The following is a 22,869-nucleotide window of genomic DNA, read 5'->3' as shown; positions in this document are numbered from 1 at the left end:
AACACTCCGATGACAGAACAACCTGGAGAGTAGCGGTTATCCCCAGATTTTTTTGATTCCCTTTTCTCAAGGAAAAAATCCGGTGATAAGCGTATGCTTCCGATGTAGCTTTATTGCAGAAAGCTTTTAGGCGAGCGCTTCGCTTTTCCAGGTTTTTTTCTGTCCTTTCCGTTAACGTGTAAAAAGAAGCAACTTATATCAAACCGGTTTGTTAACGGTGACATGGCGTCCGTTTAATTGGATCAGACCTTGAGCGAACCAGGATACCACTTCAGGGTATAACTGCTGTTCAGCAGCATGAATGGATTTGCTGATAGTTTCCGCTGTATCCCCGAGCAAAACCGGTACTGGATGCTGGGCAATAATAGGCCCTGTATCCATACCTCCATCCACAAAATGAACGGTCACACCTGTAATCTTCACACCATACTCTAATGCCTGTCCGACAGCATCTTTGCCAGGGAACGCTGGAAGAAGTGAGGGATGGATATTAATTAATCGTCCTGCATATCGTTCCACCACGACTGAAGTGAGCAAACGCATATATCCGGCAAGAACAACCAGATCTATATTTTTCGCTTCTAACAATTCAACGATCTCTTTCTCGTAGGCTTCTCGTGACTCGTAATTCTTCGGAGTGAAGAGATGGCAATCCACGCCAGCATCCTGTGCCCGCTGCACGACACGTGCAGCAGGTTTGTCACATACCAACAACTCAACGGATGCATTCAGCCCCCCGTTCCGCACTGCATCAACCAATGACTGAAAGTTACTCCCTTCACCCGAGGCAAATACAGCAATCCGGTAATTCGTCATTAAACATCCGCTCCTGTGAAGGTTACTCGCGCATCTCCTTCGGTAACACGGCCAATGATGTACGCTTCTTCACCAGATGATTTCAGTTGTTGCAGAGCTTCCGCGGCATCAGCTTCATTAACAACCAGCACAAGACCGATCCCCATGTTAAATGTTGTGAACATATCACGGTTAGAGACATTGCCTTTCTCTTGTAACAGGTTGAAGATCGGCAGGATTGGCCATGAGCCGTGGTCAATATCCACATTTACGTTGCTAGGCAACATCCGAGGAATATTCTCAATGAATCCACCACCCGTGATATGAGCCATACCTTTTACCTTTACGTTCTCCAGCAAGGACAACAATGGCTTCACATAAATCTTCGTAGGCTCTAACAGCGCATCGCCCAGTTTACCACCGAGTTCCTGCACTTCGTCCTGCAGACTCAGTCCGGCTTGCTCCAACAGCAGCTTACGTACCAAGGAGAAGCCGTTGCTGTGTACACCACTGGATGCAAGTCCAATTACCGTATCGCCAGGAGCGATGGTTGTACCGTTAATGATTTTGGCTTTATCTACAATACCAACGGTAAATCCGGCAATATCGTACTCACCTTCACTATACATACCTGGCATTTCAGCTGTTTCGCCACCAATCAGCGCACAACCGGACTGATGACAACCTTCTGCGATTCCCGCAACAATGGCTTCAATCTTCTCCGGAATGACTTTGTCGCATGCCAGATAGTCGAGGAAAAACAATGGCTCTGCGCCCTGTACGACAATATCATTCACACACATGGCTACCGCGTCAATTCCAATCGTATCGTGGCGATCCATAGCAAACGCGATTTTCAGCTTCGTTCCTACACCGTCTGTACCGGAAACAAGTACCGGCTCATCGTATTTATCCTTGTTCAAGCCGAACAGGGCACCGAATCCACCCAGGTCTGTCATGACTTCCGGACGGAAGGTACGTTTTACATGCTTTTTCATCCGTTCTACCGCTTCGTTGCCTGCCGCGATATCGACGCCGGCGTTTTTGTATGCTTCTGACACTACCATCGCACCCTTCATCTGGTTCTATATTTCATTCCAAGTATCGTATTTATATAAGTTCAACTAATGAATATTTACACTTGCCACTTCGATGACAGAATAACCTCCGATCGCTGTTATCTCCAGATTTTTTTGATTCCCTTCTTCAAAGGGAAAATCCGGAGATAAAGGCGAACGCTTCGCTTCTTCAGGTTATTTCTGTCCTCTCCGTTCTCGTGTAAAAAGTTTAGTTGAACTAATATATTACTGTTTCATCTCTAATAAATGGTTCTGTACCAACTCAAACCCTGCCACGCCGAGCGTAATATACTGACTGTATTCTGTGGGCGAGAGATTGCGGATATACTCATCTCCAGCGTACAAATGCCCCGCACATTGAAATACTTGCAGTTCTTTCTTCTCTGGCGTTAATGGGATGTTATCGATGATTCTCCATGTTCCATCTTTGAGATGTGCCGGTGATGTGAAGACCACGCTGTTCTTTCGCTGCATGTAAGGATAGACAAGGAATTCGCGATCCTCGAAGCTTACGGTTTCGTCATGCTGAATGCTCATCACGCCGAATGAAAATGCCTTTTTGAAGCGTCCTCTCAATGCATTTACGACCTGACATACAGCCAAACGCCCATCATGCATCGGAATCAGAAAAATATCGCCCTCATTATAGCTTTTTCTTCCCATAAGCCTAATCTCCTAACAACTACATCCGAATTTTTCTTCGCCATTAAAGTCGAGACGAGTTGGATAATCATTATCGAAGCATGCAAGGCATAGCCCGCCCTTGTAGTCATCCTGATTATCTCCTTGAATGGATGTAATCAACCCATCCGGGCTAAGGAACGCCAGAGAGTCCGCATTGATCTCACGGCATATCTCTTCCACAGACAATGATGAAGCGATCAGTTCGCGGCTATCCGGTGTATCGATCCCATAGAAGCAAGGATTTTTGAACGGCGGCGATGTAATCCGCACATGTACTTCCGTAGCTCCCGCGTCACGCAGCATATTCACGATCCGGCGGGATGTCGTACCACGCACGATAGAGTCGTCGATCATAACTACACGTTTGCCTTCAACTACACGGCGCACGGCGCTCAGTTTCATCTTCACACCTTGCTCCCGTAGCTCTTGGCTCGGTTGGATAAATGTGCGACCTGTATATTTATTTTTGATCATACCCATCTCATACGGAATCCCCGTCTGTTCAGCGTATCCAATCGCTGCCGAGATACTGGAATCTGGTACCCCCGTAACCAAGTCCGCATCTACAAATGCCTCAATCGCCATACGGCTTCCCATCCGTTTACGGGCAGCATGTTGGTTCGCACCATTCATGTCACTGTCCGGACGAGCAAAATAAATATATTCCATCGCACACAACGCTTTGCGGTGTTTATGATGATCAAACCGATCTTCATGCAGTCCATCGGCATCCAGGACAAGCAGTTCACCTGGTTCAATATCACGAATCAGTTCAGCACCGATTGTTTCGAGCGCACATGTCTCAGAAGCAAATAGATATGCGTCCCCGAGCTTACCCATTGTCAATGGACGCAGACCATGAGGATCAGAAGCAACGAGCAACTTGTCGTTCGTCATAATCAAGAACGCATAGCCACCCACGATCCGCTGAAATGCATCCTTCGCCGCTTCCACCAGACCTTTGGAAGAACGGGCAATCAGATGGGCAATGACTTCTGTATCACTTGTCGTCTGGAAGATTGAACCGCTCTGTTCCAATTCACGGCGGATCGTCGGTGCATTAACGATATTACCATTGGTCGCAACAGCCAGATCACCGTCACGGTATTTGAATACCAATGGCTGTGCATTAGTCAGCTTGCTGTCGCCGCTCGTTGAATACCGAACGTGCCCGATAGAAATATCACCAGTTAGTGTCTGCATCAGATCCTTCGTGAATACTTCCTTCACGAGTCCCATCCCGCGATGGTAGTTAAACTGATTACCATCACTTACACACATTCCCGCACTTTCTTCGCCCCGATGCTGCAAAGCATGCAGACCATAATAGGATAACGAAGCGGCTTCAGGGTGTCTGAACACCCGAAAACGCCGCATTCTTCCTTTAATTTGTCGAGTCCTTCCTTACCGGACCCTTCATTATAGTAATCACCTGTCCACAACGGCCCTGTCATCAGTTCATGAGACATGGAATCGCATCCTCCCAGACCTGAGTCAAACCTCCTACGGGTTCGTTCACAGCTGATCTTCCGTTCAATTCAATCGTAAGATTACTTCCTTCTACACGTCCAATCACAGCTACAGGCACACCGCGTTCACGAACAAACGCTTCAAGCTTACCTGCTTGCTCCGGCGAAGCCGATAGCAAAATACGGGATTGGCTTTCACTGAAGAGTGCATGATCACCGCGAAGTGTAGTTTCCACGTTCACTTGTGCACCTACGTTACCGCTGATGCAAGACTCAGCCAAAGCAACCGCTAGACCACCCTCAGACAAGTCATGTGCTGAACGAACAAGTCCAGATTGAATCGCTTCGAGCACGGTGCTAAGCAACGCTTTTTCCGTCTGCAAGTTCAACTCTGGCGGACGGCCTTCTGTCTGACCATGAACGGCGTATTGCAGCTCGCTGCCGCCCAGTTCAGCTTTCGTGTCACCGAGAAGGATGATGACATCTCCTTCGGATTTGAAGGCTTGTGTCGTAATATGATCCGTATCATGAACGAGACCTACCATACCGACAACTGGCGTTGGATAGATGGAGCCTTTGGCGTTTTCATTGTACAAACTTACGTTACCGCCGATGACTGGTGTATCCAATACGCGACAAGCTTCCGCCATACCGTCGACTGCTTTTTCCATCTGCCAGAAAATATCTGGTTTCTCCGGGTTACCGAAGTTCAGGTTGTCCGTAATTGCAAGTGGCTCTGCACCAGAACATACAATGTTACGCGCAGCTTCACTCACCGCAATTCTTCCGCCCACTTCTGGATCAAGATATACATAACGTCCGTTACAATCCGTTGTCATCGCCAGACCTTTGCGCGTTCCGCGAATTGTCACCACCGCTGCATCCGAACCTGGACGAACGGCTGTGCTTGTACGCACCATGTAATCGTATTGATCGTATACCCACTTCTTACTAGCCACCGTTGGTGAAGCCAGTACTTGTTTCAATGCGCCACCAAGATCCGACACTTCGTCGTAACGAAGCGTGTCGATGGAAGCACTCGCTTCATAGTACGCAGGTACAGAAGATGGCTTGTCATATACAGGACATTCGTCAACCAGTGCCGTTACTGGCATATCGCCAACCACTTCGCCATGGTGGATCAGTTTCAGACGACCATCATCCGTAACTTTACCAACCTTGGCACAAATTACGCCCCAGCGTTCAAAGATTTCCAGCGCCTGTGCTTCATCCTTCGGCTCAACCACGAACAGCATCCGCTCCTGAGACTCAGAAAGCATCATTTCGTAAGGGTCATGCCTTCTTCACGCTGTGGCACCTGATCCAGATACAGCTCTAGACCGTTACCTGCTTTACTTGCCATCTCCGCACTGGAGCACGTCAGACCTGCTGCACCCATATCCTGAATACCCAGCACGATGCCTGTGTCGATCAATTCCAGACAGGATTCCATAACCAGCTTCTCCATGAATGGATCACCGACTTGAACGGCTGTCCGTTGAGATTCAGACTCTTCTGTCAATTCAACCGAAGCAAAGGTTGCACCGTGAATACCATCACGGCCTGTTGGCGGCCCAACATAATACACCGGGTTACCTACACCTTTAGCTACACCGCGCTGAATTTTATCATGATCAATCAGACCCACACACATGGCGTTAACCAGTGGGTTACCTTCGTAGCTCTCGTCAAACATCACTTCACCCGCAACGGTAGGAATACCGATACAGTTACCATATCCAGCAATACCTGCTACAACATGCTCGAACAGATATTTAACGCGATCGCTCTCCAGCTTGCCGAAACGTAGAGAGTTCAGCAATGCAACAGGTCTAGCACCCATGGAGAAAATATCACGGATAATGCCGCCTACACCTGTCGCCGCGCCTTGGTAAGGCTCAACTGCGGAAGGGTGGTTATGGCTTTCAATTTTGAAAACAACGGCTTGGTTATCACCGATATCGACGATACCCGCACCTTCACCCGGTCCCATCAGGACACGCGGGCCACTTGTTGGGAAGCGACGCAAGAGTGGTTTGGAATTTTTGTATGCACAGTGTTCAGACCACATTACACTGAAGACACCAATCTCTGTGTAGTTTGGCTGGCGTCCCATGAATTCACAGATCAGCTCATATTCACTGTCCGACACACCCATTTGGGCGTAAAGTTTATGTTCTGCGACCTGTTCTGCTGTCGGTTCCTTAGCGGATAGCTGCTGCGTCATGCTTATCCCTCCATGCTTTCAAAATAGATGTAAACATACGTTTGCCGTCTTCTGAGCCGAGCAATGAATCTACTGCGCGCTCTGGATGCGGCATCATGCCGACCACGTTTCCACCGATATTGCTGATTCCCGCGATATCACCAAGGGAACCATTCGGATTGCTACCATACGTAAATACGATTTGGTTGTTCGCTTGCAAGCTTGCAAGTGTTGCATCATCGCAATAATAGTTTCCTTCACCGTGTGCAATCGGAATAATAATCTCTTCATCTTGCGTATAGTCACGTGTAAATGGTGTATCTGCATTGACTACTTTCAATACGGTATCATGACAACGGAATTTCAGGGATGTGTTACGGATCAACGCACCTGGAAGCAAACCAGCTTCAGTCAGGATCTGGAATCCGTTACAAATGCCCAGAACATATTTACCTTGTTCAGCAGCTTTGGCTACCTCGTTCATTACAGGTGCGAAACGGGAAATGGCGCCGCAACGCAGGTAGTCACCATACGAGAAACCACCTGGAACCAGAATGCAATCATAAGCCGATAGATCTGTAGCCGTGTGCCATACATAATCAACCTCTTGTCCAATCGCGTCTTCTACTGCCTTGTAACAGTCGATGTCGCAGTTGGAGCCAGGGAACACAAGAACTGCAAATTTCATGAGATTAACCCTCCAATTCGTAGCGGTAATCTTCAACAACGGTGTTCGCGAGCAGCTTCTCACACATCACTTTCAATCGTTTCTCCGCTTCTACACGATCTGTCGTATCCAGGTTCAGTTCCATGACTTTACCGATCCGTACACTTTCAACTTCATTGAATCCCATCGAATGTAGGGCTCCTTGAACTGCTACGCCTTGCGGGTCGAGTACGCTTTGCTTAATAGTGACATATACGGTTGCTTTAATCATGATCCTTATGTTCCTCCTCAGTAATGAACGGGATAAATGCTTTATGCTGTTAAAAAAATAGTTAGCCTTAGGTGGTGGCTCCGGGGCGGATTGTTCTGCAGGTCGCTGTTGTCCCCAGGTTTTCTGATTTGTTTAGCCCGCTCTGCGGTCAAAACCCGGGGACAAAGGCGAACGCTTCGCTCCTTTACGAACAATTCCGCCCCTCCGCCTGATCCTACGGCGCTTTTTTAAAGGCCTAAACCTTTTACGTTGCACGGTTAGTAGTGGTTGAGATCTTAACCACTACGTTGGCTTTGGTTAACAAGGATACATGTGTAACATAAATTGAATGTCTTCACCTTTATAGGTTTCCATATCTGAGGAAACCTATTTAATACTACCTCCCCCCAGTTTGGGACTGGCGGAAGGAAAGATTTGAGCTGGAGAAGCGAAAGCGTTCGCCTTTGCAACCGGAATGCTTCCTTTTGAAAAAAGGATTCCAATCCAAGCATTCCGGGGGCAACAGCGATCGAAAGCCAAACTTTCCCATAGCTTGCACCAAACGTCATCCTTCACCAGTTTGAGACTGGCGGAGGGAAAGATTTGAGCTGGAGAAGCGAAAGCGTTCGCCTTTGCAACCGGAATGCTTCCTTTTGAAAAAAGGATTCCAATCCAAGCATTCCGGGGGCAACAGCGATCGAAAGCCAAACTTTCCCGTAGCTCGCACCAAACGTCACCTTACCCAAACTTTCCAGGAGCTTGCCTCAAACACTACTTGTTAAACGATTATAGATATCGACGTATCTTGCAGTTGTTGCCTCCACAACCTGCTCAGGCAATGGATCTGGCTGGCTGTTTTTGTCCCAATCCGTACCAGCAAGATACGTACGAACCGGTTCTTTGTCCATGCTGTCGATTTCAATATCAAGCGCATAGTTTTCTTTAGCCCAGAAGCGGGAAGCGTCTGGCGTAAAAATTTCGTCAATCAGAATGACTTTGCCATCCACCATACCGAATTCAAACTTGCAATCTGCTAAGATGATACCTCGCTGATCACAGTAATCACGAGCGAATTCGTACAAGCGCAGGCTTTTTTCCTGAAGCTCGATGGCGAGCGCGTCTCCAACCAGTTCCTTCATGCGATCCATTGGAATGTCTTCGTCATGTCCAACGTCGTTTTTGGCTGCTGGTGTGAAGATCGGACAATCTAGCTTGGCGTTTTTGCGAAGTCCTTCTGGCAATGTAATACCGTTGACCTCACCGCTATTCTCATATTGTCTCCAGCCGCCCCCGGTGATATATCCACGTACGACGCATTCGATATCAATACGCTCCGCTTTGCGGGTAACCATGATGCGGTCTTTGAGCAGTTCAGGATCAGTTACAATGTCTCCCAACCGGTTCACATCCGTATGAACAACGTGATTTTCCATCATATCGCCCGTCAGCTCAAACCAGTAACTACTAAGCTTATTGAGCACATTGCCCTTTTCAGGAACCGCAGGTTCTAACACATAGTCAAAGGCAGAAATTCGGTCTGTAACTACGATCAAAAAATGTTCACCCAGATCGTACAATTCACGTACTTTTCCTTTATATAACAAAGGAGCTTTAACGAGATCCGCCGCAGTGGACAACGCCATGTTGGCTCACCTTCTTTCAGGAGATATAAAAATAAGTTGAATTCCCCATATCACGCGTGGACACTTCGAATGCAGAACAACCTTACGATCGCTGTTATTCCCAGATTTTTTTATAATCACTTTTCCAAAGTGAAAATCCGGGAATAAAGGCGACCGCTTCGCTTCTCCAGGTTTTATTCTGCCTTCTCCGTTTCAGCGTGAACACATATTCAACTTATTTTTAGGATGAGTATTAGTCGTTTAAACCAAGCTTTTTGAAGATGGTATCTACATGCTTCAGGTGCCATGATGGGTTGAATGCATCTGCGATTTCTTCCTCGCTCAGCACTTCTGTAATTTCAGGTGTAGACTTCACGATGTCCTGGAACTGTCTTTGCTCTTCCCATGCTTGCATCGCACGTGGTTGCACCGTATCGTACGCTTGCTCACGGCTGAAGCCTTTGTCGATCAGCTTCGTCATCACGCGACCCGAGAACGGTACGCCAAAGGTGCGCTCCATGTTGCGTTTCATGTTCTCTGGGAATACCGTCAAGTTTTTCACGATGTTACCGAAGCGGTTCAGCATGTAGTTCAGCAACATCGTTGCATCAGGCAGGATCACGCGCTCTACGGAAGAATGCGAGATATCACGCTCATGCCAGAGCGTTACGTTCTCATAAGCTGATACCATATGTCCGCGAATGACGCGGGACAGACCTGAGATGTTTTCACTACCAATTGGATTGCGTTTATGCGGCATTGCAGAGGATCCTTTTTGACCTTTAGCGAATGCCTCTTCCACTTCACGGAACTCACTCTTTTGCAGTGCACGCACTTCTGTAGCAAACTTGTCCAGGGAAGTTGCGACCAATGCCAGTGTTGCCATGTATTCCGCATGACGGTCACGTTGCAATGTTTGTGTAGAGATTGGCGCAGGCTTTGTTCCCAGCTTCTCGCAGACAAACTCCTCAACGAATGGATCGATGTTTGCATACGTTCCAACTGCACCGGAGATTTTACCGAACTGTACGCCGTCTGCCGCATGGCGGAAACGCTCCAGGTTACGCTTCATCTCTTCATGCCACAATGCCATTTTCAAACCAAACGTTGTTGGCTCCGCATGCACCCCGTGTGTACGTCCCATCATTGGTGTGTGCTGATATGCCAGTGCTTTCTCACGCAGAATTTCAATGAAGTTCACAATATCGCGTTCCAGAATCTCATTGGCTTGACGAAGGACATATCCCAGCGCCGTATCTACTACATCTGTAGAAGTCAGTCCGTAGTGTACCCATTTCCGCTCCGCGCCAAGACTTTCCGATACAGTACGTGTAAATGCGATAACATCATGCCGTGTTTCTTGTTCAATCTCATAGATGCGATCGATGTCAAAAGATGCGTTCTGACGAAGCAATGCTGCTTCTTCTTTTGGGATAACACCAAGCTCTGCCCATGCTTCACATGCACAAATTTCAACTTCCAGCCATGACTTGAATTTGTTCTCTTCCGTCCAGATGGCTCTCATTTCGGGTCTGCTATAACGTTCGATCATGAATTTATATTCCTCCAGAGATTAGTTTGTTCAATCCATTGCAATCCTTCTTCGACATCCTGACAGAGCAGATTGACATGCCCCATCTTTCTGCCTGTTTTCGCTTCAGTTTTACCATATATATGAAGCTTGGGAATAACCCCGAGTTCCATCGCTTCTGCGTCTGATTGACCCATCCGATCGATGACCCCTTCCAGGTGCTCGCCAAGCACATTGACCATAACCACAGGACTTAACAGTGTTGTATCTCCAAGCGGCAATCCACAAATGGCACGAATATGCTGTTCAAACTGTGAAGTTGCACAAGCTTCCATAGTATAATGCCCCGAATTATGTGGTCTTGGAGCTAGCTCATTCACATAAAGTCTTCCATCCGCTGCTACAAATAACTCAACTGCGAGCAAGCCGACCGCCTGCATCGATTCTGCAACAGCTGCCGCCAGTCTCTGTGCCTCTAACTGGATCTCCGTTGGTACCCTTGCAGGTACAATGGACGTATGCAGAATGTTGTTCACATGAATGTTCTCGGCTACCGGGAACGTTTTGATCTCCCCCTGTGTACTACGTGCAACCACAACCGAGATCTCGCAATCAAACTTAATGAACTGCTCCAGCACCAATTCCGCACCTGTGGAGGCAAGCTCTTCATAAGCTTCAACCGCTTGACTAACCTCGCGAATAACTCGCTGGCCTTTGCCATCATACCCACCGGTTACCGTCTTCAGTACACACGGGACACCTAGTTCTCGAACAGCCGCTTGCATTGTATCCAAATTGGTAATCTCACGATAAGGTGCAACGCGCACACCTGCCGCCTCAATAGCCCGCTTCTCACGTAAACGATGCTGCGTGGTATACAGTAGTGTACTTCCCTGTGGTACGTACGATTCACGCTCCAGAAGAGCGGCAACACCAGCATCCACATTTTCAAACTCGTACGTAATTACGTCGCATTGCTCCGCCAATTTCCTAGCAGCAGCTTCGTCGTCATAACCCGCTTCAATCTGACGGGCAACTTGTCCACAAGGTGCATCTGCAACAGGATCAAGCGTTACAAATCGATACCCCATCGCCGTTCCAGACAACGTTAGCATACGTCCGAGCTGACCGCCCCCAGAATACCTATCGTGGTCCGTCCAGGAAGCAGTACACGTTTGGCTTCGCTAGTCGCTTCTGACTGCTTATTAGGCATCATCATAGCTCATCACTGCTTTCTAACACTTCACGTTTAATTCGTTCTCTACGAGCTTCCGCACGGTTCCGAACTTCCTCATCAAAAGCACCGATGAACTGAGCAGCGAGTAAACCTGCATTCGTCGCTCCAGCTTTACCAATGGCCACGGTAGCAACAGGTATTCCGCCAGGCATCTGAACAATGGACAAGAGGGAATCGAGACCGTTTAATGCTTTGGACTGCACAGGCACGCCGATCACGGGCAACATCGTTTTGGCTGCAACCATGCCAGGTAAATGTGCCGCCCCGCCTGCACCCGCAATAATGACCTTGAATCCTCGATCAATGGCTTGCTCAGCATACTCAAACATCAAATCTGGTGTGCGATGAGCGGATACTACTTTTTTCTCATAACCGATTTCTAACTCATCAAGCACCTCACACGCATGCTTCATCGTTTCCCAATCTGACTTACTGCCCATAATTACAGCAACTTGCACTGACATGAATACATTCAACTCCCGTCTGAGCTTTTTGGATAATGTCACGTTCCAGCATTCCTTTTTGTGTCCACCCTCATGCTCATGGAACAAAAAAATCCGCTACCCGCGAAAACATACATTTTCTCCGGACACCGGACTCCAAGAAATACGTATCCCGCATTTGGGCATGCCAAAAGGGGCTTGCTGTCCGCATGTTGATTCCATGCGACTCTCAGCCGTATCTCCTCGTAGTCCGGAAATTTACGGTTCCCGGGTAGATACTTCCGGGCCCTATTCCCGGCGTTATACGAGCAAATCTCTATATTGCAAAATTCTAGGTTCAGTCTCTTGCAAACTTCGTTTATAATCTAATAAAATCTTCAACAACATTCGTTCCTACTCGACCTTATTCTTACTTGATCGACACATCTAACATTTTAACAATCCCCTACAGCGAATGTCAACTTAAAGACGAACATTTAACATATTGACAAATATAATGTTCGGGAATTACTCATTTCACGGCATTCCACTAACCATTTCATTCCATAAAAGAAAGCCGGCTCCTCTTCAATCTCTCGAAGACTACCGGCTTTTCCCATTGAAGTGTTAGACACTTCTACACTATTTAACGATAAGTACTGGAATCTGAGCATGTTGTACTACATTATGGCTGACACTGCCCAGAACAAACTCCCGAATTCCACCCAGCCCGCGGCTGCCAATAATAATGATGTCCGAGCCGTTTTCTTTTGCAAAATCAAGCAATACTTCCGCAGCAGCTCCTTGGATCAGATCCACATTAGCCGTTACTCCAGCAGCCTGGATTCGCTCTTTGGCTTCATCCGTCGTTTGTACTGCAAGATTGTAATAGTCATTGTTGAGAGAAGGCGGCAGTGGAGCCAATCCCTCACCGATGAATACACGCGGGAAATCAAAAGCATGAATAACATCCAGTACTGCATCTGGTGATACTTTGGCGAGTTCAATCGCGCGATCAAGTGCTTTATTTGAAGCTTTAGAACCATCGTAAGCTACTAAAATTTTGGAAAATAACATGTGAATCCCGTCCCTTCCTTATATATGTAGAACATTCGAAGCAAGCCTCGGGGTAATATCCTAACGCACTTTAAAACCTTGTACTCCATGACATTCTTTAAACGTTCCAGAGCCAAGATGAACCATTCATAAAAATGAATTTACATATCAACTTATGTGAGATGGATCGAACACGTACACTACGTTCTAAAAAGAATGATCCAGAAACGTTTGATCCCATTCAGCTCACCTCACGCCAATTACTGGAGAAAGTAACCATACATTACTGCATTCAGAAACAAAAGCAGAGGAATACCGATCGTGAAGCTCGGATGCTTCGTTTTGTGCCTTTTGCGATACATGGCGATCCAGACTCCAAGCGCTCCACCAATGAAAGCGAGCAAAAACAATGTGCGTTCAGGTGTACGATCTCGACGTTGCTGGGCACGCCTCTTGTCATCGGACATCACCAGATATCCTACTACATTAATAAATATAAACCACAAAATAAGTCCGGTTTGCATGTATTAAGTAGTCCCCTATCCCGGGACATCTCCCTGCCTCCATTATAATCCCAAGACTGGTACATGTTCAACGCGGAAAGGGGAACTGCATTACACTACTTATTCTAAGACTCCTGTTTGGGTATCCCGTTTAGACTTGGCGCTCGTTTGGCTTCTTTCTCCGGACGCACAGCGATACTCTCTTCGCGGATACTGTCTTTATTTTGCTGATTATGGCGTTTCTCTGGTTTGTTGTGCGGCATATGGGTATCACCTCCTTGGCTTACGTTGCCTGAAAACGGAGGATCTTATACGAAGATGTGCCTACACCTGGGAAGCGGTATGCATTCGTTTATCCTGACTGTCCAAAAAATGATAAAGTGCCCCATACAGATTAGCATCGTTCCTGAACGTACAAGCCGTAATCTTAGGACTCGCCTTATGAAATGGATTCAATCGTTTCAGCTCATCAATCGCCCACTCCAGACGCTCCAACAGAACAGGCTGTGCACTGATTCCTCCCCCAATTGCAAACAGTTCTGGATCTAAAATATATTGCAAATTCATAATCTGCACCGCCACATTCAGGCAATAATTATTGAATATTTCCGTAGCTTCAGGGTCCTGCTGGTTGATAAACTCAAATACCGCTGCTCCATCGGTAGGATCTTGCAATCCCTTCTTCTCACCGATCTGCTGAACCATTCCTACTGCGGAACAATCCAGCCCAAAATACGTAGCTTCTTTTGTCACAGGATCAATCTTACTCATGATGTAACTAACTTCCCCAGCAGACAAACTCGCCCCTCGTTGAAGCTTGCCTTCTACAATAATGCCTGCACCGATTCCACTACCAAGCACAAGCACAATGGAGTCTTTCGCGTGTTTTACACTTCCAAGCCATAATTCTGCAAGTGCAGCACACTTACCATCATTTTCAATCGACACATCTATGTCATAACGATCTGCAAGAAGTTTCGCCAGATTGATCTCATGTAAAAATGGGAAAAAGCCGCCGTGATAAACCATCCCCGTTTCCACATCGATCGTTCCTGGGCAGCTAATTGCGATTCCTTGAAGGGAAGATCGTTCTTGAGCATCAATGATGGAATAGAGGACTTCCTCTAATTCTTGAAGATTGGTTCTTCTAGTCGGTCGCTTATCTTTGAATACGATATCCCCACCAGAGCTCATCAGAGCGTATTTCACAAATGTCCCACCAAGATCCATCACTAAATACATCGTACCTACCCCTTGTCAAAATAGTTAATTTGAAAAAAAAGCATTGATTGAAATCCATTTACACTTATGTGTTCATTGATAGAAAGCGCTCTATTTTACTAATTGAAATATAAAATAATTCTCTATATATTTATGGTATTAATTTGTGATAAATGGTATTAAGCGTACAACTAATGAGGGAGGATTCATCCATGTTACCTAACCAACAGCTTCAATGGATCTTTCATTTAATCTATGACTCTACCCGCATTCCCGTTTTTTATATTGCGGATGGCTCTGAACGGCTACATTCCTTCACCAGTGTTCAACCCTCTATGTCCAATCAAACAAAGCCCTCTAGGGAGCTAGTGGGTCACCTTCTCTCTATCCCGCTCCACCAAAAAATCCAACTTGTCTATATGAATAAGCAAGCAGATACATTGATCCTCATGCCGATCTCCACAAAGGAGGGACACGGTCGTCTTATTTTATGGCCTAATTCACAAAGATTTATGGACAATAATATGATTGATCAACAACTTGATACAGCAGACTCACATCCGGTAGATCACAGGCAGTTAATCAGTGCAGCCATTCTGGCTCACTATCTAATGCATAATGAGGCATTGAATCTGGAGCAAGTCATTGAAGATAATCAGAGTGTGGTGAATAACAAAACGGAGAATGTCCTTGATCTTTCATTACTAGAACAGAGAGAGAATAACTTGTATCACAAGTCATATTTAGCGGAGCGGAAGTTTTTTGAACAGGTTCGTTTAGGAAACAAGATGAAGATGCTACTCTATCTGAAACAATTCACGGAGATGAACGGGGTTTACGGCAGATTATCCAAGAATGACAGCCTCCGAAGCAAAAAGAATCTCATCATTTCGGCTATTGCTATAGGAACTCGAGCCGCCATCGACGGTGGGTTATACTCGGAGGTTGCTCTTACACTAAGCGATACATATATTCAGCAGATCGAAGGTGTAACTCAGATTGATTCCATCCATCCTCTGCTCGAAGACATCCTTGTTGATTTTACCGAAAGGGTGGAGAAGGTTCATCGCGCTCACTTTTCCAAGGATATCTTGCTATGTCAAGAATACATTTTCAATCACCTGTATGATGACCTTGACCTAGATGTACTTTCCAATCATCTTCAAATAAGCCCCTCCTACCTCTCCCGTAAATTTAAGGAAGAGACTGGAGAGGCTCTGAAGATTTTTATCCAGAAGCAGCGCATTGAAGAAGCGAAGAATCTCATTGTTTTCTCGGACTATCAACTCAGTGAGATTTACCCATTATTGAATTTTTACGATCAGAGCTATTTCATTAAAGTATTCCGAAAACATACGGGTCTCACACCCAAACAGTATCGCAACCGTTTTGTAGTCAAACCCTCGCAATAGAATTCAATGTTGTAATAGGTATTCTCAAATAAAAGAATGCGTCTATACTTTTAGTTCCCTTTCTTCTCCATAGCCGCTTTCAGCAAATCTCCGAGATTGGAACCGATCGATTCCTGTTTGGCATATTGCTTCACCAGCTTTTGCTGTTCACGTTTGTTCACATGCTTTTTGTCCTTATCCAATGTCTCCGTAATTCCACAAGGCAAGCACTGCACGTATAATCCTGCTTTGCCCTCTTTGATCTCCATCTTTTTGTGACACTGTGCGCAGCGGCGGTTCGACAATCTCTTCTCTGCCGAGCGGCGATAACCACAGTCCTCTGTAGGACAAACTAAGAATTTACCGCGCTTTCCTTTTTTCTCTAACAATCGTGCATTACAGTCTGGACAGTGACTATTGGATACATTATGAGGCTTGTATTCGGCTTTGCTTCCTTTGACCGTTGACACCAGTTCTTTCGCCATTGAACGAATACTGTCCAGGAAAGGGCCTGGCTTACCTTGTCCACGAGCAATTCGTTCCAGTTCAGCCTCCCAGCGAGCCGTTAGTTCCGGAGTGCGAAGCTGCGGAGCGGCAAGCTCAAATAACTGCTTTCCTTTGCCTGTTGGATGCATGCTATTGCCTTGGCGATCAATCGTGTCGGAGCTAACCAGTTTCTCAATGATATCTGCTCGCGTAGCTGGCGTACCAAGTCCATGTTTTTCCATCTGAGAGAGCAATGCAGCTTCGGTGTACCGTTTAGGCGGCATCGTCCGTCCACTCTTCACATGACAACGCTGAACGGTTACAGACTGTCCTTGCTGCACATCTGGCAGAAGCACACGTTCTTGGTTAGCATCATTATCCGTACGGTCATCGTCATCATCGCTATAATCTCCGCCATATACTTCACGCCATCCACTGTCTTTCACGGTTGTGCCTTTGGCATGGAATGAATCGTTGCCGATCTGAACGGTAATCGCTACAGAATCGTACCTAGCTGCCGGATAGAACAAGCTGATGAAACGACGCACAATGAGGTCATACAGTTTACGTTCCTCTGGGCTAAGCTGATTCAGTAGCACGGTCTGCTCCGTCGGAATGATGGCATGGTGGTCTGTTACTTTACTATCGTCCACGATGCGTTTAGTGATATTTAAGTTTTTGCGCAGCAAGGGACGTGCGATAGAGGCATAAGGACCAATAGCCACACTCTCCAGACGCTCTTTAAGCGTACTAACCATGTCAGAGGTCAAATAACGGCTGTCTGTACGCGGATACGTAACCAGTTTGTGCTGTTCGTATAGACGTTGTAGAACATTCGATGTTTGTTTGGCAGAGAAGCCGTATTTTCGGTTGGCATCTCGTTGTAGCTCTGTCAGGTCATACGCTAGTGGATGCGGCTCTACCTTTTCACTTTTTTTCACTTGAGCGTTCGTGCCTTTACGGCCTTCAATCCGTTGCTTCAATTGTTGCATTTCTTGTGGGTCAAAGATCCGAGAATCCCGCCACTCGCACGCCAAACGGCCTGAAAACCACCCAGATCTGCCGTCAATGTCTCATACTCTTGTGAGCGAAACCCGTTAATTTCATTTTCTCGATCCATAATCATGCCCAAGGTTGGGTCTGAACACGACCAGCCGACAACTGTGCATTGAAACGAACGGTTAGAGCACGCGTTACATTAAGTCCAATCATCCAGTCTGCTTCCGCACGACAGCGTGCAGATTCATAGAGACGATCGAATTGACTGCCTGGCTTCAGTGATGCAAATCCATCCTTAATCGCCTTATCTGTCTGAGAAGAAATCCACAAGCGTTTAAAAGGCTTCTTCCATTGCGCCATCTGCATAATCCACCGAGCGAGCAGTTCTCCCTCACGGGCTGCATCCGTAGCAATGACCAGTTCTCCGACATCTTGACGTTTCATTAATTGCTGTACCGCTTTGTATTGATGATTCGTTTCCCGAAGCACTTTAAGCTTCGTACGCTCCGGCAGAATCGGTAGATCCTCCAGGTTCCATGTTGCATACTTTTTGTCGTAATCCTCTGGTTCTGCAAGACCTACTAGATGCCCAAGTGCCCAGGTCACGATGTATTTTGGTCCTTCAATATAGCTTTTATGTTTATCACGCGCACCCATGACCCTGGCTATTTCGCGTGCGACAGACGGTTTTTCTGCGAGTACCAATGTCTTCACTTCATATCTCTTCCTTTCTGATAAAACGTTAAGGGGTTGTTTCAAACTGACCTTTTGAACATGAACTTAACGTTCGGTTGCTTCTATTTTTTATTATATCATTTCAAGGTGGAGGTATGCTGTCCCTTCCAACTCTGCTCAATACTTCTTCTATTATATGCTTCATATAACATCGTTCGCGACTACTTACCTTATATTACTGTTATATTCATGTTATATATAAGTTATATTTTGCAACAAATTATAGATTTATATGTTTTAATAGCACAAGAAAATAAGAGAAATAAAGAGTAATACTCAATAAAGTTTATTATGTATACGTTTTTTTGGATAAATATTAACATTGTAAGATTACCTGACATGCATATAGAATGTGCAAAAGCATATTCACACAGATAACTTACACACATCATCTGAGACACAGGAAGGGAGCGTGGATGCATGACTTATCATGGATCTGTATTTAGAAAAAGTGGGGCATTGTTAATGGCGAGTGTTGTCGTCGCTGCAACTTGGGGAGGAGCTGCGGTACCTTCAGCATTTGCCGCAACAGCAACGCCAGCGAGTAAAACTTCTACTGCCACGATATCCCCAGCCAAAGCACCGGCTAGTGCTTCAACATTCGTAGGAGCCATGGAGGAAGCGGCTACGCTTGCAGGCGTGCCTTTTACGATGGACAAGCTCTCCGGCACAACCATTAAGCGCAAAGATGCTGCCTTAGCCTTACAACAATGGCTTAAACTTGACTCTGCCACAATCTCCTTCAAGGATGTACCCGAGCAAGCTGATTATGCTGATGCTGTAGCATCTTTGAACGCTGCTGGACTGATGAAGGGCTATACTGATTCTCTCTTCCTACCCAACGCTATCCTTACTGAGAATGATGTCGCCGTATTAAAAGACCGCGTATTTAACTACATAAAACCGTTCGTTTTGGAGGAAGCCACAATTATGGATCTCCAAGCGGCGATGACACAAGGAAAACTGACATCCAAAGAGCTCGTACAACAATACCTGGATCGTATCGAAAAGTACGATGATCAGGGCGTCAGCATTAATGCTGTCCTGACAATAAACCCGGATGCACTGAAAATCGCAGAGCAATTGGACGAAGAACGGGCAGCGCAGGGTGCTCGCGGTCCTCTGCATGGCATTCCAGTCCTTGTGAAGGACAACTTCGATACCAATGATATGCCGACCACTGCCGGCTGTATCTGTCTGAAAGACTCCATCCCAGCTCATGATGCTGAACAAGTGAAGAAACTCAAGGCAGCAGGTGCTATTATTTTGGGCAAAACCAACCTGCACGAGTTCGCGTTTGGCATTACGACATCCAGCTCACTGGGAGGACAAACACTTAACCCATACGCACTGGATCACTATCCAGGTGGTTCTAGCGGCGGAACTGGAGCATCCATTGCCGCAAACTTCGCTGCTGCAGGCTTGGGTACAGATACAGGTGGCTCGATCCGTATTCCGTCCAGCTTCAATAGTCTTGTAGGCATTCGCCCAACCATCGGACTGTCCAGTCGTGAAGGTATTATTCCTCTGGCGTTGACACAAGATGTTGGTGGCCCTATGGCTCGTACAGTGAGTGATGCCGCGATTATGTTGGATGCTACTGTAGGCTATGACAAAAAGGATGTAGCTACTGCTTACGCTGTAGGCAAAATCCCTTCCAGTTACACAGATTTCCTGGATGTTGACGGGCTTAAAGGTGCACGTATTGGTGTCGCTGCAGAACTGATTCCAAGCACCAAAGCAGAAGAAAAGGCTGTCGCTGACGTCATCCATAATGCAGTAGAAGAACTTAAATCACTCGGTGCTACGGCAGTTCCGATCTCCATCCCGAATCTGACAGAGATCAATAAATACCCAAGTCTCAGTGGGTACGAATTCAAATTCCAGTTGAATGACTACCTTGATTCTTTAGGCGAAGAGGCTCCTTACCATAGTCTGTCTGAGATCATCGCTTCCGGAGAATTCGATAAAGCGCAGGAGCAATCCATGAAGGCACGGGATGCCCGTGAAACGTTAGAAACAACAGAATATAAGGACATCGTTCTGAAACGTACCCAGGTTACACGTGAATCCCTGCTGAAAGTCATGGCAGACAATAATTTGGATGCCATTATCTATCCTACATCCACGCAGGCTGCTGGCATTATTGGTGAAGGACAAACCTCCGGTGGTAACAACCGACTCAGTCCGTTCTCTGGTTTCCCAGCAATCACTGTTCCAGCAGGTTTCACAACCGACGGCTTGCCAGTAGGCATCGAGTTTCTGGGGCGTGCGTTCGACGAAGGTACTCTGATCAAACTAGCATATAGCTACGAGCAAGGTACTCACCACCGTCAAGCGCCTAAACTGACACCGTAATTATTTGGGGAGTTGGCTCACACACGTAAACTGCTATCATTATATTTAGTCATATGTGACTGACCGGCTTTATCATGTTAAAAATTCACATCTAGAATTATGGCTCATGGTAAAGAAGAGATAATAATAAAAGCACGCGATTAACCCACTATGTATCTCTATGCCTGATCAACAGCACATTATTTTCAAGTTAAGTTAAAGGATATTACGAAAAAAGTATTACGGAAAATAGAAAGCTGGGGTACCGCTCTACATTGAGTGATACCCCAGCTTCTTCGTTATAATGTAATGGTTACTGCTTGAGACTAGGCTTTATCTGGCACGCCCCATTTAAGGACGAGACCCGAGTACGTCAAGCCACCTCCGAAGCCAAACAACGCTACTCGTTGGCCATGTTTCAACTTTCCTTCATCCACTGCAAGCTGCAACGCAAGCGGGATGGATGCCGCAGACGTATTCCCTCGGTATTCCATACTGGTTAATGTTCGTTCCAGAGGAATCGGGCCACGCTCACAGACTGCCTCGATCATTCTCATATTGGCACTATGTGGGACAAACCAGTCAATCTGTTCAGGCTCTAATTCTGCTTTTGCGATGAGATGGCTTAATTGTTCAGGAATCATGCGTACAGCCCATTTGTAGATTTCTCTACCATTTTGAACAAGGCTCCCCTCTACCTTCAAAGGTGAACCATTCATCTCTGATGATAAACCACTCTTATATAAATGAACCCCACCTTCTCCGTGCGTTCCTGAGATTGCTGCCATAAAGTCGCCTTCCTCAGCAGATCGTTCCACCAGAAAAGCACCGGCTCCATCCCCAAATAGCACACAGGTTGTGCGGTCCGTATAATCCGTAATTTTGGATAAAGTCTCTGCCCCAATCACCAATACCTTGCGATACATTCCACTCGTTACCAAGCTATCTGCCATTTGCATACCATATGTGAAGCCTGCACAAGCAGCATTTAGATCAAGTACACCTGTATGTGGAATGCCAAGATTAGCCTGGACTCTGGAAGCCGAACTTGGGAAAGCATACTCAGGTGTGCTCGTTGCAAAAAGAATCATATCAACATCGTTTACGTTAACCTCGTAACGACCAATCATATCTTCTACAGCTTTGGTAGCCAAATCCGATACATATTGATTTTCATCTGCGATCCGGCGTTCTCTCATGCCAGTACGCTGTACAATCCATTCATCACTTGTATCAACCATTTTCTCCAGATCAGCATTACTTAGGATTCGCTCTGGCACATACGTCCCGAATGCGGTGATTATCGCTTTTGATTGATTCATACTAGTACCTCCGTTAGTGTTTTTATTATTATAGCACCTACTATTAGTATCTGGTACTAAAAAATAATAAATTACAGCAACCATTCCAAAATGGAATATAACAAGAGCTATTCATCTTAAATGAGAACGATCATAGTGAACTGTGATTCAATCATTTTGTTAATATCTCTCAAAAAGCTCTTAAGCATTCATAACCCGTTTGGGGGGAATTTGAATTTAATCTTGTGTGTCGGGTACAAACACAGTCTTCTGAATCGACATGGTTAACTATATAAACACAAAAAAACAGCCCAATCCAAGATCAGGCTGTTTCTAAACATAAATAAAAACCACCACCGAATAACATCGGCAGTGGTTCTTTGCTTGGCGGCGTCCTACTCTCCCAGGACCCTGCGGTCCAAGTACCATCGGCGCTAGAGGGCTTAACGGTCGTGTTCGGGATGGGTACGTGTGGAACCCCTCCGCCATCGCCACCAAACGCGTAGCTTACATTTCAGAGTGTTGTTCTCTGAAAACTAGATTCGAAACGAAAGTCTGCGATTAGAACTTGCAATTGGATAAGCCCTCGACCGATTAGTACTGGTCAGCTCCATGCATTACTGCACTTCCACCCCCAGCCTATCTACCTCGTCGTCTTCAAGGGGTCTTACATACTGGGAAATCTCATCTTGAGGGGGCTTCACGCTTAGATGCTTTCAGCGCTTATCCCGTCCGTACATAGCTACCCAGCGGTGCTCCTGGCGGAACAACTGGTACACCAGCGGTACGTCCATCCCGGTCCTCTCGTACTAAGGACAGCTCCTCTCAAATTTCCTACGCCCACGACAGATAGGGACCGAACTGTCTCACGACGTTCT

Annotated in this window: 15 protein-coding genes, 2 rRNA genes, 4 pseudogenes and 1 riboswitch (1 of these 22 only partly in view); of the genes and pseudogenes, 2 read left to right on the top strand and 19 right to left on the bottom strand. The window is 46.3% G+C overall.

Annotated features, from left to right (window positions below; translation table 11 throughout):
- Positions 1–198: 198 nt before the first annotated feature.
- From purN to DMB88_RS03780, 15 genes and pseudogenes are all read right to left on the bottom strand, one after another.
- The gene (purN, locus tag DMB88_RS03845; protein WP_128100275.1) at positions 199–816 is read right to left on the bottom strand and encodes a phosphoribosylglycinamide formyltransferase; all 618 of its coding nucleotides are present in this window, start codon (positions 814–816) and stop codon (positions 199–201) included.
- Positions 816–1,856 (bottom strand): phosphoribosylformylglycinamidine cyclo-ligase, encoded by a 1,041-nt coding sequence (purM, locus tag DMB88_RS03840; RefSeq protein ID WP_128100274.1) that lies wholly within the window; start codon positions 1,854–1,856, stop codon positions 816–818. The genes purN and purM overlap by 1 nt, the downstream gene beginning before the upstream one ends.
- A gap of 243 nt (positions 1,857–2,099) precedes the next feature.
- The gene (locus DMB88_RS03835) at positions 2,100–2,537 is read right to left on the bottom strand and encodes an immunity 26/phosphotriesterase HocA family protein (RefSeq protein WP_128100273.1); all 438 of its coding nucleotides are present in this window, start codon (positions 2,535–2,537) and stop codon (positions 2,100–2,102) included.
- A gap of 12 nt (positions 2,538–2,549) precedes the next feature.
- Positions 2,550–4,027: pseudogene (purF, locus tag DMB88_RS03830) on the bottom strand (amidophosphoribosyltransferase).
- Positions 4,012–6,254, bottom strand: a pseudogene (purL, locus tag DMB88_RS03825) (phosphoribosylformylglycinamidine synthase subunit PurL). Before purL ends, purF begins: the two co-directional pseudogenes overlap by 16 nt.
- Entirely contained in the window at positions 6,232–6,921 is a 690-nt protein-coding gene (gene purQ, locus DMB88_RS03820) for a phosphoribosylformylglycinamidine synthase subunit PurQ (protein ID WP_128100272.1), read from the bottom strand. Before purQ ends, purL begins: the two are co-directional and overlap by 23 nt.
- Positions 6,922–6,925: 4 nt before the next feature.
- Positions 6,926–7,171: a phosphoribosylformylglycinamidine synthase subunit PurS gene (gene purS / locus DMB88_RS03815; RefSeq protein WP_090923368.1), complete on the bottom strand. Its 246-nt coding sequence runs from the start codon at positions 7,169–7,171 to the stop codon at positions 6,926–6,928.
- 743 nt (positions 7,172–7,914) lie between these two features.
- Entirely contained in the window at positions 7,915–8,793 is an 879-nt protein-coding gene (locus tag DMB88_RS03810; RefSeq protein WP_128100271.1) for a phosphoribosylaminoimidazolesuccinocarboxamide synthase, read from the bottom strand.
- Between the two features lie 232 nt (positions 8,794–9,025).
- Complete coding sequence (gene purB, locus DMB88_RS03805; RefSeq protein WP_128100270.1) at positions 9,026–10,324, bottom strand: adenylosuccinate lyase; 1,299 nt, start codon at positions 10,322–10,324, stop codon at positions 9,026–9,028.
- A pseudogene (purK, locus tag DMB88_RS03800) lies at positions 10,321–11,516 on the bottom strand (5-(carboxyamino)imidazole ribonucleotide synthase). Before purK ends, purB begins: the two are co-directional and overlap by 4 nt.
- Positions 11,517–11,518: 2 nt before the next feature.
- Positions 11,519–12,004 carry a 5-(carboxyamino)imidazole ribonucleotide mutase gene (gene purE, locus DMB88_RS03795; RefSeq protein WP_056693037.1) on the bottom strand — a complete coding sequence of 162 codons (486 nt, stop codon included), beginning with the start codon at positions 12,002–12,004 and terminating at the stop codon, positions 11,519–11,521.
- 205 nt (positions 12,005–12,209) lie between these two features.
- Positions 12,210–12,311, bottom strand: a riboswitch (purine riboswitch).
- Positions 12,312–12,604: 293 nt separating this feature from the next.
- Positions 12,605–13,039 (bottom strand): universal stress protein, encoded by a 435-nt coding sequence (locus DMB88_RS03790; RefSeq protein WP_128100269.1) that lies wholly within the window; start codon positions 13,037–13,039, stop codon positions 12,605–12,607.
- A gap of 239 nt (positions 13,040–13,278) precedes the next feature.
- A complete protein-coding gene (locus tag DMB88_RS03785; protein WP_056693006.1) occupies positions 13,279–13,542 on the bottom strand; it encodes a DUF1294 domain-containing protein in 264 nt (87 codons plus the stop codon).
- Positions 13,543–13,646: 104 nt separating this feature from the next.
- Positions 13,647–13,784 (bottom strand): hypothetical protein, encoded by a 138-nt coding sequence (locus tag DMB88_RS30130; protein WP_164848604.1) that lies wholly within the window; start codon positions 13,782–13,784, stop codon positions 13,647–13,649.
- A gap of 61 nt (positions 13,785–13,845) precedes the next feature.
- Complete coding sequence (locus DMB88_RS03780) at positions 13,846–14,763, bottom strand: ROK family protein (RefSeq protein WP_128100268.1); 918 nt, start codon at positions 14,761–14,763, stop codon at positions 13,846–13,848.
- 191 nt (positions 14,764–14,954) lie between these two features.
- On the opposite strand from DMB88_RS03780, the gene DMB88_RS03775 reads away from it, so the two are divergent.
- Positions 14,955–16,154, top strand: a complete 1,200-nt coding sequence (locus DMB88_RS03775) for a helix-turn-helix domain-containing protein (RefSeq protein WP_164848603.1) — start codon at positions 14,955–14,957, stop codon at positions 16,152–16,154.
- A gap of 50 nt (positions 16,155–16,204) precedes the next feature.
- Here the strand turns inward: DMB88_RS03775 and DMB88_RS03770 are convergent.
- Positions 16,205–18,332, bottom strand: a pseudogene (locus tag DMB88_RS03770) (DNA topoisomerase III).
- Between the two features lie 441 nt (positions 18,333–18,773).
- Between DMB88_RS03770 and DMB88_RS03765 the strand changes: the two are divergent.
- On the top strand, positions 18,774–20,711 hold the full coding sequence (locus tag DMB88_RS03765) for an amidase family protein (RefSeq protein ID WP_128100266.1): 1,938 nt from the start codon (positions 18,774–18,776) through the stop codon (positions 20,709–20,711).
- A 305-nt stretch (positions 20,712–21,016) separates the two neighbouring features.
- On the opposite strand, the gene DMB88_RS03760 is transcribed toward DMB88_RS03765, so the two are convergent.
- The 3 genes from DMB88_RS03760 to DMB88_RS03750 all read right to left on the bottom strand — a co-directional run.
- Complete coding sequence (locus DMB88_RS03760; protein ID WP_128100265.1) at positions 21,017–22,012, bottom strand: ketoacyl-ACP synthase III; 996 nt, start codon at positions 22,010–22,012, stop codon at positions 21,017–21,019.
- Positions 22,013–22,373: 361 nt separating this feature from the next.
- A 5S ribosomal RNA gene (gene rrf / locus DMB88_RS03755) occupies positions 22,374–22,490 on the bottom strand.
- Positions 22,491–22,565: 75 nt separating this feature from the next.
- Positions 22,566–22,869 (bottom strand): 23S ribosomal RNA (locus DMB88_RS03750) (it continues 2,619 nt past the right edge of the window).

This window comes from Paenibacillus sp. DCT19 (genome assembly GCF_003268635.1).
GTDB lineage: Bacteria > Bacillota > Bacilli > Paenibacillales > Paenibacillaceae > Paenibacillus.
Note: the sequence above shows the minus strand (reverse complement) of the source record. Positions and strands in the feature narration are given on the sequence as shown.